Raw genomic sequence first — 14,242 nt, forward strand, 5'->3', positions numbered from 1 at the left:
ACTCTCTCTTTCAAAGCCAATGTTCAAACATCGGCATTTGTGCAAAATCTCCTTGAAAATCAAGCTCTTTTTGCTATTTTTGCGATCTCGATCGAAAGATTGAAATGACTATCTCGCCAAATTTTTAGTTTCTATTTATGATTACACATTAAAAATTAATAACTTATTAGTTATTGAAATAAGTAAGTAAATAGGATAAATTATGTACGAGATTCTCTTTTACAGAGACCAAAATGACATTGAGCCAGTGAAAGAGTATCTGCTATCGCTGGCTCAAAATGAAAGCAAAGATAGTCGAATTAAACTGAATAAAATTCGAGATTATGTAAAGTTATTAAGCGAACTCGGGACGTCTGTTGGCAAACCCTATGTTAAACATTTAGACGGTGAAATTTGGGAACTTCGCCCAATTAGGGATCGCATCTTGTTTGCAAGATTAATGGACGGTCGCTTTGTCTTACTACATCAATTTATGAAGAAAACACAAAAAACGCCAAAACGAGAAATCCAAACAGCCCAACAACGCTTAAGTGAATTAAAAGAGAGATTGAAAAATGAATAAAATCAGCCCATTAGGTTCAAATTGGAATGAGTTTGAACAGCAAATTTTCAATGAAGAAGAAATCCGCGAAAGTAATTTACGTGTAGCCTTAATTAAAGAATTGATTACTTCTCGCCAACAACTTGGGATTTCCCAAAAACAACTTGAAACCTTAAGCGGTGTGAAGCAACCTATGATTGCACGCATTGAAAAAGGACAAACGAATCCTCAACTTGAAACGTTGTTAAAATTGCTCGCTCCTTTAGGGAAAACCCTGTCGATTGTGCCTCTAAGGGTAAAAAATGCCTAAGATATACCCATTATTTTCATATTGACTTGTTATATTTTCATTAAGTTTTCTCAATAAATAGTTTTTATTGCACCTTATTATACGTGGCTTTTTTGACTAGAAAATCGATAAAATCGGAATAGACTGTTCCGAGAAAAGAAAAAATATTGCAAAATAGCCTCAAATTAAGACCTATGTAGAAAAATGATTATATTTAGTAACTTATCCTTAAAACGAGGGCAAACGGAACTTCTCGAAAATGCTTCTGCTACCATTAATCCTAAGCAAAAAGTCGGTTTGGTGGGGAAGAATGGTTGTGGAAAATCTTCGCTTTTTGCCTTATTGAAAAAAGAATTAACGCCAGAGGGCGGAGAGGTAAATTACCCAGCAAATTGGCGAGTATCTTGGGTGAATCAAGAAACGCCTGCATTGGATATTTCTGCGATTGATTATGTAATTCAAGGGGATCGTGAATATTGCCGTTTGCAACAAGAGCTTGAACAAGCAAATGAACGCAATGATGGTAACGCTATTGCACGTATTCACGGGCAATTAGAAACCTTGGATGCGTGGACAATTCAATCTCGTGCCGCGTCTTTATTGCATGGTTTAGGATTCAGTCAAGAAGAAACAACTCAGCCAGTGAAAGCCTTTTCGGGCGGTTGGCGGATGCGTTTGAATTTGGCACAAGCTCTGCTTTGTCCGTCAGATTTATTGTTACTTGATGAGCCAACCAACCATTTGGATTTGGATGCGGTTATTTGGTTAGAACGTTGGCTAGTACAATATCAAGGCACTTTGGTATTAATTTCTCACGACCGTGATTTTCTCGATCCGATTGTGACAAAAATCCTCCATATCGAAAATCAGAAGCTTAACGAATACACAGGCGATTATTCTTCCTTTGAGGTGCAACGAGCCACTAAATTGGCTCAACAAACAGCGATGTATCGTCAGCAACAACAAAAAATTTCCCATTTACAAAAATATATTGATCGCTTTAAAGCCAAAGCCACCAAAGCCAAACAAGCACAAAGCCGTATGAAAGCCTTAGAGCGCATGGAACTGATTGCGCCTGCTTATGTGGATAACCCTTTTACCTTTGAATTTCGTCCGCCACAATCTTTGCCAAATCCCTTAGTGATGATTGAGCAAGCGAGTGCAGGTTACGGCAGTGGAGAAAGTGCGGTAGAAATTTTGGGTAAAATTAAGTTGAATTTAGTGCCAGGTTCGCGGATTGGTTTGCTCGGTAAAAATGGTGCAGGTAAATCAACCTTGATTAAACTTTTAGCGGGAGAACTGACCGCACTTTCAGGCACAGTGCAGTTGGCTAAAGGTGTGCAGCTTGGCTATTTTGCTCAGCATCAATTAGATACTTTACGTGCAGATGAATCTGCCCTGTGGCATATGCAAAAACTCGCACCAGAGCAAACGGAGCAACAGGTTAGAGATTATTTGGGTAGTTTTGCGTTCCACGGCGATAAAGTAAATCAAGCAGTGAAATCCTTTTCTGGAGGAGAAAAAGCTCGTTTGGTGTTGGCTTTGATTGTTTGGCAACGACCGAATTTGCTATTACTTGATGAACCGACCAACCATTTGGATTTGGATATGCGTCAGGCATTAACGGAAGCGCTGGTGGATTACGAAGGTTCTTTGGTGGTGGTGTCTCACGATCGTCATTTACTGCGCAATACTGTGGAAGAATTTTATTTAGTTCACGATAAAAAAGTGGAAGAATTTAAAGGCGATTTAGAAGACTATCAAAAATGGCTGAATGAACAAAACAGTACGTCTGAAAATAAAGTCTCAGAAAAAGTAGGTGATAATGAAAATTCGGTTCAAAATCGTAAGGAACAAAAACGCCGTGAAGCAGAGTTACGCCAACAAACTGCACCATTGCGTAAAAAAATCACGCAATTAGAAGAAAAAATGAATAAATTTTCTTCTGAGCTTGCGAGCATAGAAAATCAACTAGCAGATGCTGAATTATATAATGCCGAAAATAAAGAAAAATTAACCGCACTTTTGGCTCAACAAGTGGATGTGAAGAAAGCATTAGATGATGTGGAAACGGAATGGATGACTGCACAGGAAGAATTGGAAGAAATGCTTCAAGCATAAGGATAGATTATGAATCAAAGCCTTTTTCATCATAGCAAACAACAGGAATATTGCCCTCAATGTGGTGCGCCTTTGCAAATTAAACAAGGCAAAAAAGGGCTGTTTTTAGGTTGCTCTGCTTATCCTGAATGTGATTATTTGCGTCCTTTGCAACGATCGGAGCATAAAGTATTAAAAACACTTGATGAAATTTGCCCGAAGTGCGGTAATTTATTGCAGTTGAAACAAGGCAGTTTTGGGATGTTTATTGGTTGTAGCCATTATCCTGAATGCGATTTTGTAGTGCGGGAAGAATCTGAATCTGAGGAAAAAATTGCTTGTCCTGAATGTAAAACGGGGTATTTGATTTCTCGTCGAGGTCGCCAAGGAAAAATTTTTTACGGCTGTGATAATTTCCCTAAATGTAAATTTTCTTTGCCTACCAAGCCTTATGCCGTGCCTTGCCCAACCTGCCATTTCCCACTTTCTTGGTTAAAAAGTAAAGATGGGGAAAAACAAATTTTCCAGTGTGCAAATAAAACTTGCCGTCATATTTTTGAGCAATAAAAGTAAAAGAGTGAAATGAATAGAGAACAAATCGCCGAAGCACTTCGACAAAATCAAGTGGTCGCTTATCCCACTGAAGCTGTGTTTGGCTTGGGCTGTAATCCGCAAAGTGAAAGTGCGGTAAAAAAATTACTTGATTTGAAGCAACGCCCAGTGGAAAAAGGGCTGATTTTAGTGGCACCGAGCTTGGATTTTTTCCGTCCTTTTGTTGATTTTGAGCTGATTAACGATGAACAGCTTTCTCGCCTGCAAGGTAAATATGAACGTCCAACGACTTGGATTGTGCCAGCTAAATCGACCACCTCGTATTTTCTCACAGGCAAATTTGATAGTATTGCGGTACGTTTGTGCGATCATCCTTCTGTGAAAGCCTTATGTGAACTCACGGGTTTTACATTAACTTCAACGAGTGCAAATCTGACAGGAGAGCCACCTTGCCGCACCGCTGATGAAGTGCGATTACAATTCGGTGCAGATTTTCCAGTATTAGATGAAACTGTGGGAGATGCACGCAATCCATCTGAAATTCGAGACTTACGTACAAATCAACTTTTTAGACAGGGATAATTTATGGATCTTTATGCTGTGTGGGGCAATCCGATTACGCAAAGTAAATCCCCATTAATTCAAAATAAGTTAGCAGCGCAAACCCATCAAACTATGGAATACATCGCAAAATTAGGCAATCTTGATTCTTTTGAACAACAGCTTTTGGCATTTTTTGAGGAGGGTGCGAAAGGTTGCAATATTACTTCGCCTTTTAAAGAACGTGCCTATCAACTGGCAGACGAATATAGCCAACGAGCAAAATTGGCGGAAGCCTGTAATACTCTCAAAAAACTCGATGATGGAAAACTTTATGCGGATAACACTGATGGGATTGGCTTAGCGACGGATTTACAACGTTTAAATTGGCTTCGTCCAAATCAACGCATATTAATTCTAGGAGCAGGCGGAGCAACAAAAGGCGTATTATTGCCACTTTTGCAAGCTCAACAAAATATTGTGCTTGCCAACCGCACTTTTTCCAAAGCCAAAGAATTAGCTGAAAGATTTCAGCCTTACGGCAATATTCAAGCCACCTCAATGGATTCTATTCCGTTACAAACTTATGATGTAGTGATTAATGCGACTTCTGCTGGATTAAGTGGTGGAACGGCTCCAGTTGATGCTGAAATTTTAAGATTAGGTTCAGCTTTTTACGATATGCAATACGCGAAAGGCACAGACACGCCATTTATTGCATTATGCAAAAGTTTAGGTTTAACCAATGTTAGCGATGGCTTTGGAATGTTAGTCGCGCAAGCAGCACATTCTTTCCATTTATGGCGAGGCGTAATGCCAGATTTTGTCGCGGTTTATGAACAGCTTAAAAAGGCGATGTTATGACTACTCGATGCCCTTGGGTTGGTGAACAGCCTATTTATATTGATTATCATGACAAGGAATGGGGAAAGCCTGAATTCGACAGCCAAAAGCTATTTGAAAAAATTTGTTTGGAAGGGCAGCAAGCGGGGCTTTCGTGGATTACGGTTTTGAAAAAACGTGAATCTTACCGTGCAGCCTTTCATCAATTTGATCCCCAAAAAATCGCAAAAATGACCGCACTTGATATTGATGCTTGCATGCAAAATGCAGGATTAATTCGTCATCGAGCCAAGTTAGAAGCCATTATTAAAAATGCGAAAGCTTATTTGGCGATGGAAAAGTGCGGTGAAAATTTCAGTGATTTTGTTTGGTCATTTGTAAATCATAAACCGATTGTCAATGATGTGCCTGATTTGCGAACTGTACCAGCTAAAACAGAAGCATCTAAAGCACTTTCTAAAGCCTTAAAAAAACGTGGTTTCGTCTTTGTTGGCGAAACCACGTGCTATGCGTTTATGCAATCTATGGGGCTGGTGGACGATCATTTAAATGATTGCCCTTACAAAACTCGCTAGTGTTTATGCTGATCGCGCTCCCATAAATCGGCGTATTTTACAAAGGTTGAATGCGCTGATAACACCGCTAATAAAAATCCTTGTTTGCCATCTAAAAAACCCGCTTTTAACAAATACATCTTCATAAAACAACCAAGTGCGTGCGAAATTCCTTGCCAAAGTGTGGCTTTTTTTCCTTTAGCTTGGCGTTGGTCTGCCCATGCTTTGGCATAACCTGCGGATTTCACTAGATAATGATGAATGCTTTTATAAGTGAAATGCTCTAAATCCCCTGTTAATTTTTCTACTTTTGTGCCAGCTGGAAATTCCACTTTTTCATGCACAAGTGAATCGTTATATTGTGCATAGTTTGTGCGATAGAGACGAACCACATAATCGGGATACCAGCCTGAATGGCGAATTTCACGTCCAAAGACTTTACTCACTCGTGGAATTTCATAAACGGTATTTTCTCGATCATTTTTAACCGCACTTAAGATAGCCTGTTGTAGCTTGGGTGTAACGCGTTCGTCAGCATCTAACCAGAGTACATAATCACTGGTTACATATTGTTGGGCTAATTGGCGTTGTTTACCAAAGCCTTGCCAGTTGCTATTTTCATAGAATTTCGCCCCATAACTGAGCGCAATTTCTTTAGTGTTATCTGTGCTGCCAGAATCTAGAATAATAATTTCATCCACCCAATTTTTCACAGTGTCTAAGCAATTCGCTAGATCTTGTGCTTCATTTTTTACAATCATTGCAACGCTAATTGTAGGCATATTTTCAATCCTTTTTTTGCTATACTAGCCGAAATTTTTTCAAGTATAACCGAATTTCATTTATGTGGCGTTTTTTTTATACCAGCTTGCTTTTAATTTGCCAGCCGTTGATATTGTGTTTTATTGGCTTGCTCAGTGTTAAATCTCCACGTTATCGTCAGCGTTTGACTGAACGTTATGGTTTTTATGGTAATGCGCCTTGTCCACCACCACAAGGGATCTTTATCCACGCAGCCTCCGTAGGAGAAGTGATTGCTGCGACACCGCTAGTTCGCCAATTACAACAAGATTATCCGCATTTATCCATTACTTTTACGACTTTTACTCCCACAGGTTCAGAACGCGTAAAAGCCACTTTTGGAGACAGTGTTTTTCATTATTATTTACCCTTTGATTTGCCTTTTTCGATCCATCGTTTTATTAATTTTGTACAACCTAAATTATGTATCGTGATGGAAACAGAACTTTGGCCTAATCTTATTCATCAATTATTTTTGCGCAATATCCCATTTGTCATCGCTAATGCTCGTTTATCCGCACGTTCTGCACATCGTTACGGAAAAATAAAAGCGCGCTTACAAACAATGTGGTCGCAAATTAGTTTGATTGCAGCACAGGATCATATTAGCGGAAAACGCTATGCCACTTTGGGGTATCCAAAGGAAAAATTGAATATCACGGGCAATATTAAATATGATCTCTCGATCACTGATGAATTACGTGAAAAGATTGATGATTTACGATCTCTTTGGGTAAAAAATCGTCCAATTTGGATTGCAGCCAGTACGCATAACGGAGAAGATGAAATCATTTTAAAATCTCACCGCGCTTTGTTAGCAAAATACCCAAATTTATTGTTATTGCTCGTTCCACGCCATCCAGAGCGTTTTAATGTGGTGGCTGATTTACTTAAAAAGGAAAAATTTCAATTTATTCGTCGCTCCACAAATGAATTACCAAATGAAAATACCCAAGTGATTTTGGGCGATAGTATGGGCGAGCTTATGTTGATGTATGGCATTTCCGATATTGCTTTTGTGGGTGGAAGCCTTGTAAAACACGGGGGGCATAATCCTTTAGAACCTCTTGCATTTAAAATGCCAGTGATTACTGGCAAGCATACTTTCAATTTCCCCGAGATATTTCGAATGCTGGTGGAAGTGCAAGGTGTGTTGGAAGTTAATTCAACCGCAGATTCCTTAGAACGCGCGGTAGAAGCCTTATTAAATTCAAAAGAGGCTAGCGAACGTTTAGGCAATGCAGGCTATGAAGTGCTGATGGAAAACCGTGGTGCATTACAGCGTTTGTTAGATTTATTAAAACCTTATTTGGAGCATAATGTATGACGAGCGTGATTTATCCTGGCACTTTTGACCCGATTACAAACGGTCATTTAGACATTATTGAAAGAAGTGCGGTAATTTTTCCTCGTGTTTTAGTGGCGGTGGCAAATAGCCCAAGCAAAAAAACGCTATTTTCTTTGGAGGAACGCGTGGAGCTTGTTCGTCAATCTGTTACGCATTTATCCAATGTGGAGGTGTTTGGCTTTTCTGATTTGTTGGCAAATGTGATTAAGCAGCACAATATTTCTGCCATTATTCGTGGCGTACGCACAACAACAGATTTTGAATATGAACTTCAATTAGCTGCCCTTAATCGTTTACTCACAAAAGGCGTAGAGAGCTTGTTTTTCCCACCAGCAGAAAAATGGGCGTTTGTTTCTTCCACCATTGTGCGTGAAATTTATTTGCACGGCGGTGATGTGGCGGAGTTAGTTCCTGTGCCTGTATTTAATGCGTTAAAAGCACGATGATAAAAACCTTTATTTTTTTAACCGCACTTATCGCGTTATCTGGTTGTGGTTCCGTGGTCAAACTTATCGATCCAACGGAAAAATATACTGCCTATGCAGGGGTTGCTTATGATCTTGAAATGGCTCAACAATGGGGATTGCCAATCTTAGATTTGCCCCTCTCATTTTTATTAGACACCGTATTACTGCCCTATGCGTGGGCTCAATAATTTTTATGAAACTCAATCCTCAACAACAACAAGCCGTTGAATATGTAACAGGCTCTTGTCTTGTGCTTGCTGGCGCAGGCTCTGGCAAAACTCGCGTAATCATTAATAAAATCGCCCATTTAATTGAAAAGTGCGGTTATTCTCCGAAACAAATTGCTGCCGTCACTTTTACGAATAAAGCCGCACGCGAGATGAAAGAGCGTGTGGCACATTCCATTGGCAAAGAGCAATCTAAAGGCTTGCTCGTTTCCACTTTTCATACGCTCGGTTTTGACATTATTAAGCGTGAATATAAAGCGTTGGGCTTTAAATCAAATATGACCTTGTTTGATGAACAGGATCAATTTGCGTTGTTAAAAGAGCTAACCGCTGATGTGTTAAAAGAAGATAAGGATTTATTGCGTGAGTTAATTTCAGTGATTTCTAACTGGAAGAATGATTTGATTTCGCCAAAACAGGCGTTTGCGTTGGCGCGTGATGCAAAATATCAAACTTTTGCAAAATGTTATGAGCGTTATACCACACAAATTCGAGCTTACAATGCCCTTGATTTTGATGATTTGATTATGCTGCCGACGTTGTTGTTCAAGCGAAATGAAGAAGTGCGGTCAAAATGGCAGGCAAAAATTCGTTATTTGTTGGTGGATGAATATCAAGACACTAACACCAGCCAATATGAGCTGATTAAACTTTTAGTGGGTGATCGTGCTTGTTTCACTGTGGTGGGCGATGATGACCAATCTATTTATTCGTGGCGTGGTGCACGACCAGAAAATATGGTGCGTTTACGCGATGATTTCCCTCGTTTGAACGTGATTAAGCTAGAGCAAAATTACCGTTCAACCCAGCGTATTTTGCATTGCGCCAATATTTTAATTGATAACAATGAGCACGTGTTTGATAAGAAACTTTTTTCAACCATTGGAGAAGGAGAAAAATTGCTTGTTATCGAAGCAAAAAATGAAGAACACGAAGCAGAGCGGATTGTCGCAGAGTTGATCGCCCATCGTTTTAGCCGTAAAACCAAATATAAAGATTACGCGATTTTATATCGAGGCAATCATCAATCCCGATTACTCGAAAAAGTACTGATGCAAAACCGTATTCCTTACAAAATTTCGGGCGGTACTTCTTTTTTCTCCCGTGCAGAAATCAAAGATATGATGGCGTATTTACGCTTGGTGGTGAATCAAGATGATGACGCCGCATTCCTGCGTATTGTGAATACACCGAAGCGTGAAATTGGCACCGCGACGTTACAAAAACTTGGTGAGCTGGCTCAAGAAAAACATATCAGTTTGTTTGAAGCTATTTTTGAGTTTGAGCTTATTCAACGCATCACGCCAAAAGCCTATGATTCATTGCAAAGATTTGGCCGTTGGATTGTAGAACTTAATGATGAAATTCAACGTTCTGAACCAGAACGTGCGGTACGTTCAATGTTATCTGTGATTCATTATGAAGAATATTTGTACGAATACGCAACAAGCCCTAAAGCGGCAGAAATGCAAAGTAAGAATGTTGCCACGCTATTTGACTGGGTTGCGGATATGTTAAAAGGCGATGAAACCAATGAGCCGATGAACCTTAATCAAGTAGTAACCCGCCTGACATTACGCGATATGTTGGAGCGAGGCGAAGACGATGATGAGAGCGATCAAGTTCAACTGATGACATTGCACGCCTCTAAGGGATTGGAATTTCCTTATGTTTATTTGATTGGTATGGAAGAGGGTATTTTGCCCCACCAAACTAGCATTGATGAAGACAACGTGGAAGAAGAACGCCGCTTGGCTTATGTGGGTATCACAAGAGCACAAAAAGAGCTCACTTTTTCCTTGTGTCGAGAACGCCGTCAATATGGAGAATTAATTCGTCCAGAACCCAGCAGATTTTTAGCTGAATTACCCAATGACGATGTGTTATGGGAACGCGATAAACCAAAACTAACCACCGAGCAAAAACAAGAAAAAACACAAAACCAACTTGATAGATTGAGGGCGATTTTGAAAGGAGACTAGAAAATCTGGCTCGGAATGAAAAGACAAGAGGGGAAAAGTGCGGTCAGGTTTTAAAGTATTTTTACAAATGGACTTTAAAATTTGATGCTTATGAATTTTAATTATCCCCTCAGCTTTTCTGCTAAAAAGTCTAAAAACACACGTAGGCGAAGGTTGACAGCTTTATCACTGTAATAAACAGCGTTGAAAGGGAGTGTTTCATCGGTGATGTGATTAGAAAATAGGGGAATTAATTTTCCTTCAGCGATGTCATTGTCTACCAAAAAATCTGATAAGCAAGCAATACCACAACCTGAAAGGCACAATGACCGTAAGATTTCACCGCTGCTGGCGGTAAAGTGCGGTGAGATTTTATAGGGATTTCCTTGAGCATCTAGAACCGCCCATGTATTTAGAGAACTAGGTTCAGTGAAGCCTAAACATTGATGGTTGGCAAGATCTTCAGTTGATTGTGGTGTGCCGTGTTTTGCCAAGTATTCTGGACTGGCGACTACGCGGAAGTGGCTATCAAACAGATGACGAGCACGCAACCCAGAATCATTCAATTCTCCAGCTCGTAAGGCAATATCGACTTTGCGTTCAATCAGATTGATATAGCCTTCGGAAGAAACTAGCGAAAGTTGGATATGCGGATAACGTTCGTTGAATTTCGCTGCTAATGGCACTAGCAGATGTAACACCATCGGCATGGCGGAATCTACGCGTAGTACGCCTTGTGGTACTTCGTGCACAGCCAACATTTCAGCTTCTGCTGCAGCCATTTCTTGCAGAATTTTCTGCACTCGGCGAAAATATTGTGAACCTTCTTCTGTTAGTCTTAGCTGTCGCGTGGTGCGGTTGATTAGGTTAACGCCTAATTTTTCTTCTAACCTTTTCACCACACGGCTTACAGCAGAATTTGCCATCGCTAGCTGTTTGGCCGCACGGCTGAAACTACCATTTTCGACTACTTGTACAAATACGGTTAATTCTTCAGAAGTTGTTTTCATTTTATTATTCTGTTTAACGCAAAAGAGTTTTTTTATTTTTGCACTTTTTAAGTATAAAGTAAAACAGCATAATAAAGCTCTCTTTGGATTATTGCTTTAGGAGCAAAAAGATGAATATTTTATTATTAGACGGCGGTAAAGCGTTTGGACATTCACATGGCGAGTTGAACCACACACTTCACAAAAAAGCGAAAGAAGTTTTGACCGCACTTGGACACAATGTAAAAGAAACTGTGATCGATGCTGGCTATGATGTTGAAGCAGAAATCGAAAAATTTTTGTGGATGGATGCCGTGATTTGGCAAATGCCGAGCTGGTGGATGCACGAACCTTGGACAGTGAAAAAATACATAGACGAAGTATTAACCAGTGGACACGGCAAGTTATATCACAACGATGGCAGACACAGCGTCAATCCAACTGAAGGCTATGGCACAGGCGGCTTGTTGCAAGGCAAAAAACATATGCTTTCACTTACTTGGAATGCACCGATTGAAGCCTTTACTCGCGAAGGCGATTTCTTTGAAGGCAAAGGTGTGGATGCTGTGTATATGCCTTTCCACAAACTCAACGAGTTCATCGGCTTGACCCGTCTGCCGACATTCTTATGTAACGATGTGGTTAAAAATCCACAAGTAGAACAATATTTATCAGACTACCAAGCACATTTGGAAAAAGTGTTTGGCTAATAAAAAATCCATCTTCAATACGAAGATGGATTTTTTGTTTATTTCCTTGAGATTGTTGTTATTTAACAACTTCCCCACAAATCATATTCATCAGAATTTATGATGGTTACTTTAATCACGTCGCCCACTTTGACATTGATTCCGCTTAAATTATCTACATAAACTAAACCATCCACTTCAGGGGCATCTGCTTTGGAGCGGCCAATAATGCCTTCTTCGTCAATTTCATCCACTAATACATCAAGAGTTTTACCGATTTTTTGTTTTAAACGGTTTGCAGAAATTTCTTGTTGTAATTGCATGAAACGATGGAAACGTTCTTCTTTCACATCTTCTGGCACTTGGTCAGCCATATCTGTTGCAGGTGCGCCTTCAACGGGGCTGAATTTGAAACAGCCTACGCGATCAAGCTGGGCTTCTTTTAAGAAATCGAGCAATAATTGGAAATCTTCTTCTGTTTCTCCTGGGAAACCTACAATGAAAGTGGAGCGTAATGTTAAATCTGGGCAAATTTCACGCCATTTTTTAATGCGTTCTAAAGTGCGGTCAATACTGCCCGGTCTTTTCATTGCTTTTAAGATTTTCGGGCTGGCGTGTTGTAATGGAATGTCTAAATACGGTAAGAGTGTGCCGTCAGCCATTAATGGAATTAAATCATCCACATGTGGATAGGGATACACATAATGTAAGCGAACCCAAATGCCAAGTTTGCCAAGCTGTTTACAAAGCGTCATTAAATCATTTTTAATTGGCATGCCATTCCAAAAAGCCGTTTTTACACCGCCCTCTTGGCGTTTTAAATCCATGGAATAAGCGGAAGTGTCTTGTGATACCACAAGTAATTCTTTTACGCCTGCTTCGGCTAAACGTTTTGCTTCGTCCAAAACTTGCGTAATAGAGCGGCTTTCCAAATCGCCACGCATAGATGGAATAATGCAGAACGTACAACGGTGATCACAGCCTTCAGAGATTTTCAAATAGGCATAATGTTTTGGTGTCAGTTTTACGCCTTGTTTTGGTACTAAGCTGGTGTAAGGGCTATGTGTCGGTTTTGACACGTATTTGTGAACTTGAGCCATCACTGTTTCATAACTATGTGGGCCGCTAACTTCCAAAACTTTAGGATGCACTTCACGAATTTGGTCTTCTTTTGCCCCTAAACAGCCAGTCACAATGACGCGCCCATTTTCTTCTAATGCTTCGCCAATCGCTTCGAGGGATTCCTGCACCGCGCTGTCAATAAATCCACAAGTATTCACAATCACTAAATCAACATTTTCATAGCTTGGCACAATGTTGTAACCGTCGGTGCGTAGTTCCGTTAAGATTCGTTCAGAATCTACTAAGTTTTTTGGGCAACCAAGGCTTACAAAGCCAATGCTTGGAGTTGAATTTTGCATAAAAATAACCGTTTTTTCGCTCTATAAAATTTCAAGCGCAAGATTTTACTCAATTTTCGCAAGAAAGGCGATAAATTAAAGGCTTAGAAGAGTAAAGATTTTAAGCTAAGTGATGTAGAATAGATGGTTATGTCGGAATCATTTTTATCATTATGGAAAATTCATCTTTACTTTTAACCGCACTTTTCGATCCTGATCACTTAATTATTTTTAGCAAAATGCTATTGGCGATGGTGCTTGGTAGTATTATTGGCTTAGAGCGTGAACTTAAACGTAAACCTGTGGGTGTAAAAACCTGCGCTATTATTGCCGTCACCACTTGTGTGCTAACCATTGTTTCGATTCAAGCCGCAGAGCATTATGCGCAAGTTTCAGACAATATTCGTACAGATCCAATGCGTCTTGCGGCTCAAGTGATTAGCGGTATTGGTTTTTTAGGTGCTGGTGTGATTTTGCATAAGAAAAATGATGCGATTTCAGGTTTAACCACTGCGGCGATTATTTGGGCTTCTGCGGGGATCGGTATTGCTGCTGGAGCAGGTTTCGTATTCGATGCGGTCATTGCAACTGTGATGATTTTGGTGTCTATTCGATTAAGTCCGTTGGTACAACGTTGGGTACATCGTAAATCGCAACGTCGTCGGACAAAATTCAATATTCTTGTCAATGGTGCGGAAAGTATTGGAAAAGTCACTCAATTGTTAGTAAACAATCAGTATCGTATTGAACATATACAAGTGAAAGATCAAAGTAGTGGTGAAGTGCGGTTACAAATCTGTTGTTTTTCCATTGATTCCACAATGTTGAAAGATGCGTATGCGTTGTTGAAAGCGGAAGAAGGTGTAATGAGTGTGGAAGTAGATAACTAGAAAAAGAGTGATTAAATTAAATTTTCTTTTAAATTAACCACACTTTTTTAT

16 protein-coding genes are annotated in these 14,242 nt (G+C 39.8%); 13 read left to right on the forward strand and 3 right to left on the reverse strand.

What is annotated here, in order from left to right:
- Positions 1-202: 202 nt before the first annotated feature.
- The 7 genes from DQN24_RS01645 (at position 203) to DQN24_RS01675 (ending at position 5,440) form a co-directional block, all read left to right on the forward strand.
- Positions 203-562, forward strand: coding sequence for a type II toxin-antitoxin system RelE/ParE family toxin (locus DQN24_RS01645; protein WP_005694481.1), 360 nt, complete (start codon positions 203-205; stop codon positions 560-562).
- A complete protein-coding gene (locus DQN24_RS01650; protein WP_005650837.1) occupies positions 555-851 on the forward strand; it encodes a helix-turn-helix domain-containing protein in 297 nt (98 codons plus the stop codon). The genes DQN24_RS01645 and DQN24_RS01650 overlap by 8 nt, the downstream gene beginning before the upstream one ends.
- Positions 852-1,034: 183 nt before the next feature.
- Complete coding sequence (locus DQN24_RS01655; protein ID WP_111695306.1) at positions 1,035-2,951, forward strand: ABC transporter ATP-binding protein; 1,917 nt, start codon at positions 1,035-1,037, stop codon at positions 2,949-2,951.
- A gap of 9 nt (positions 2,952-2,960) precedes the next feature.
- Positions 2,961-3,497, forward strand: coding sequence for a topoisomerase DNA-binding C4 zinc finger domain-containing protein (locus tag DQN24_RS01660; protein ID WP_111695307.1), 537 nt, complete (start codon positions 2,961-2,963; stop codon positions 3,495-3,497).
- Between the two features lie 15 nt (positions 3,498-3,512).
- Positions 3,513-4,064 carry a Sua5/YciO/YrdC/YwlC family protein gene (locus DQN24_RS01665; protein WP_042593999.1) on the forward strand — a complete coding sequence of 184 codons (552 nt, stop codon included), beginning with the start codon at positions 3,513-3,515 and terminating at the stop codon, positions 4,062-4,064.
- Positions 4,065-4,067: 3 nt separating this feature from the next.
- Positions 4,068-4,886, forward strand: coding sequence for a shikimate dehydrogenase (aroE, locus tag DQN24_RS01670; RefSeq protein ID WP_111695308.1), 819 nt, complete (start codon positions 4,068-4,070; stop codon positions 4,884-4,886).
- Positions 4,883-5,440 (forward strand): DNA-3-methyladenine glycosylase I, encoded by a 558-nt coding sequence (locus tag DQN24_RS01675; RefSeq protein WP_111695309.1) that lies wholly within the window; start codon positions 4,883-4,885, stop codon positions 5,438-5,440. Before aroE ends, DQN24_RS01675 begins: the two co-directional genes overlap by 4 nt.
- Here DQN24_RS01675 and DQN24_RS01680 read toward each other — a convergent pair.
- Entirely contained in the window at positions 5,437-6,201 is a 765-nt protein-coding gene (locus DQN24_RS01680; RefSeq protein WP_111695310.1) for a glycosyltransferase family 2 protein, read from the reverse strand. The genes DQN24_RS01675 and DQN24_RS01680 overlap by 4 nt on opposite strands.
- 62 nt (positions 6,202-6,263) lie before the next feature.
- Here DQN24_RS01680 and waaA point away from each other — a divergent pair, with 62 nt between their 5' ends.
- From waaA to rep, 4 genes are read left to right on the forward strand one after another with little or no spacing between them, the layout of a single operon-like run.
- Positions 6,264-7,547, forward strand: a complete 1,284-nt coding sequence (waaA, locus tag DQN24_RS01685; protein ID WP_111695311.1) for a lipid IV(A) 3-deoxy-D-manno-octulosonic acid transferase — start codon at positions 6,264-6,266, stop codon at positions 7,545-7,547.
- The gene (gene coaD / locus DQN24_RS01690) at positions 7,544-8,014 is read left to right on the forward strand and encodes a pantetheine-phosphate adenylyltransferase (protein WP_005650857.1); all 471 of its coding nucleotides are present in this window, start codon (positions 7,544-7,546) and stop codon (positions 8,012-8,014) included. The genes waaA and coaD overlap by 4 nt, the downstream gene beginning before the upstream one ends.
- A complete protein-coding gene (locus tag DQN24_RS01695; RefSeq protein WP_111695312.1) occupies positions 8,011-8,223 on the forward strand; it encodes a YceK/YidQ family lipoprotein in 213 nt (70 codons plus the stop codon). The genes coaD and DQN24_RS01695 overlap by 4 nt, the downstream gene beginning before the upstream one ends.
- 5 nt (positions 8,224-8,228) lie before the next feature.
- Positions 8,229-10,244 carry a DNA helicase Rep gene (rep, locus tag DQN24_RS01700; RefSeq protein ID WP_111695313.1) on the forward strand — a complete coding sequence of 672 codons (2,016 nt, stop codon included), beginning with the start codon at positions 8,229-8,231 and terminating at the stop codon, positions 10,242-10,244.
- A gap of 101 nt (positions 10,245-10,345) precedes the next feature.
- On the opposite strand, the gene yafC is transcribed toward rep, so the two are convergent.
- A complete protein-coding gene (gene yafC / locus DQN24_RS01705) occupies positions 10,346-11,233 on the reverse strand; it encodes a DNA-binding transcriptional regulator YafC (RefSeq protein WP_048942748.1) in 888 nt (295 codons plus the stop codon).
- Between the two features lie 110 nt (positions 11,234-11,343).
- On the opposite strand from yafC, the gene DQN24_RS01710 reads away from it, so the two are divergent.
- Positions 11,344-11,922 carry an NAD(P)H-dependent oxidoreductase gene (locus tag DQN24_RS01710; RefSeq protein ID WP_111695314.1) on the forward strand — a complete coding sequence of 193 codons (579 nt, stop codon included), beginning with the start codon at positions 11,344-11,346 and terminating at the stop codon, positions 11,920-11,922.
- A 62-nt stretch (positions 11,923-11,984) separates the two neighbouring features.
- On the opposite strand, the gene rimO is transcribed toward DQN24_RS01710, so the two are convergent.
- On the reverse strand, positions 11,985-13,322 hold the full coding sequence (rimO, locus tag DQN24_RS01715) for a 30S ribosomal protein S12 methylthiotransferase RimO (RefSeq protein ID WP_111695315.1): 1,338 nt from the start codon (positions 13,320-13,322) through the stop codon (positions 11,985-11,987).
- Between the two features lie 152 nt (positions 13,323-13,474).
- On the opposite strand from rimO, the gene DQN24_RS01720 reads away from it, so the two are divergent.
- Entirely contained in the window at positions 13,475-14,191 is a 717-nt protein-coding gene (locus DQN24_RS01720; RefSeq protein WP_005650876.1) for an MgtC/SapB family protein, read from the forward strand.
- The last annotated feature ends 51 nt before the right edge of the window (positions 14,192-14,242 follow it).

The organism is Haemophilus influenzae, assembly GCF_900475755.1.
GTDB lineage: Bacteria > Pseudomonadota > Gammaproteobacteria > Enterobacterales > Pasteurellaceae > Haemophilus > Haemophilus influenzae_D.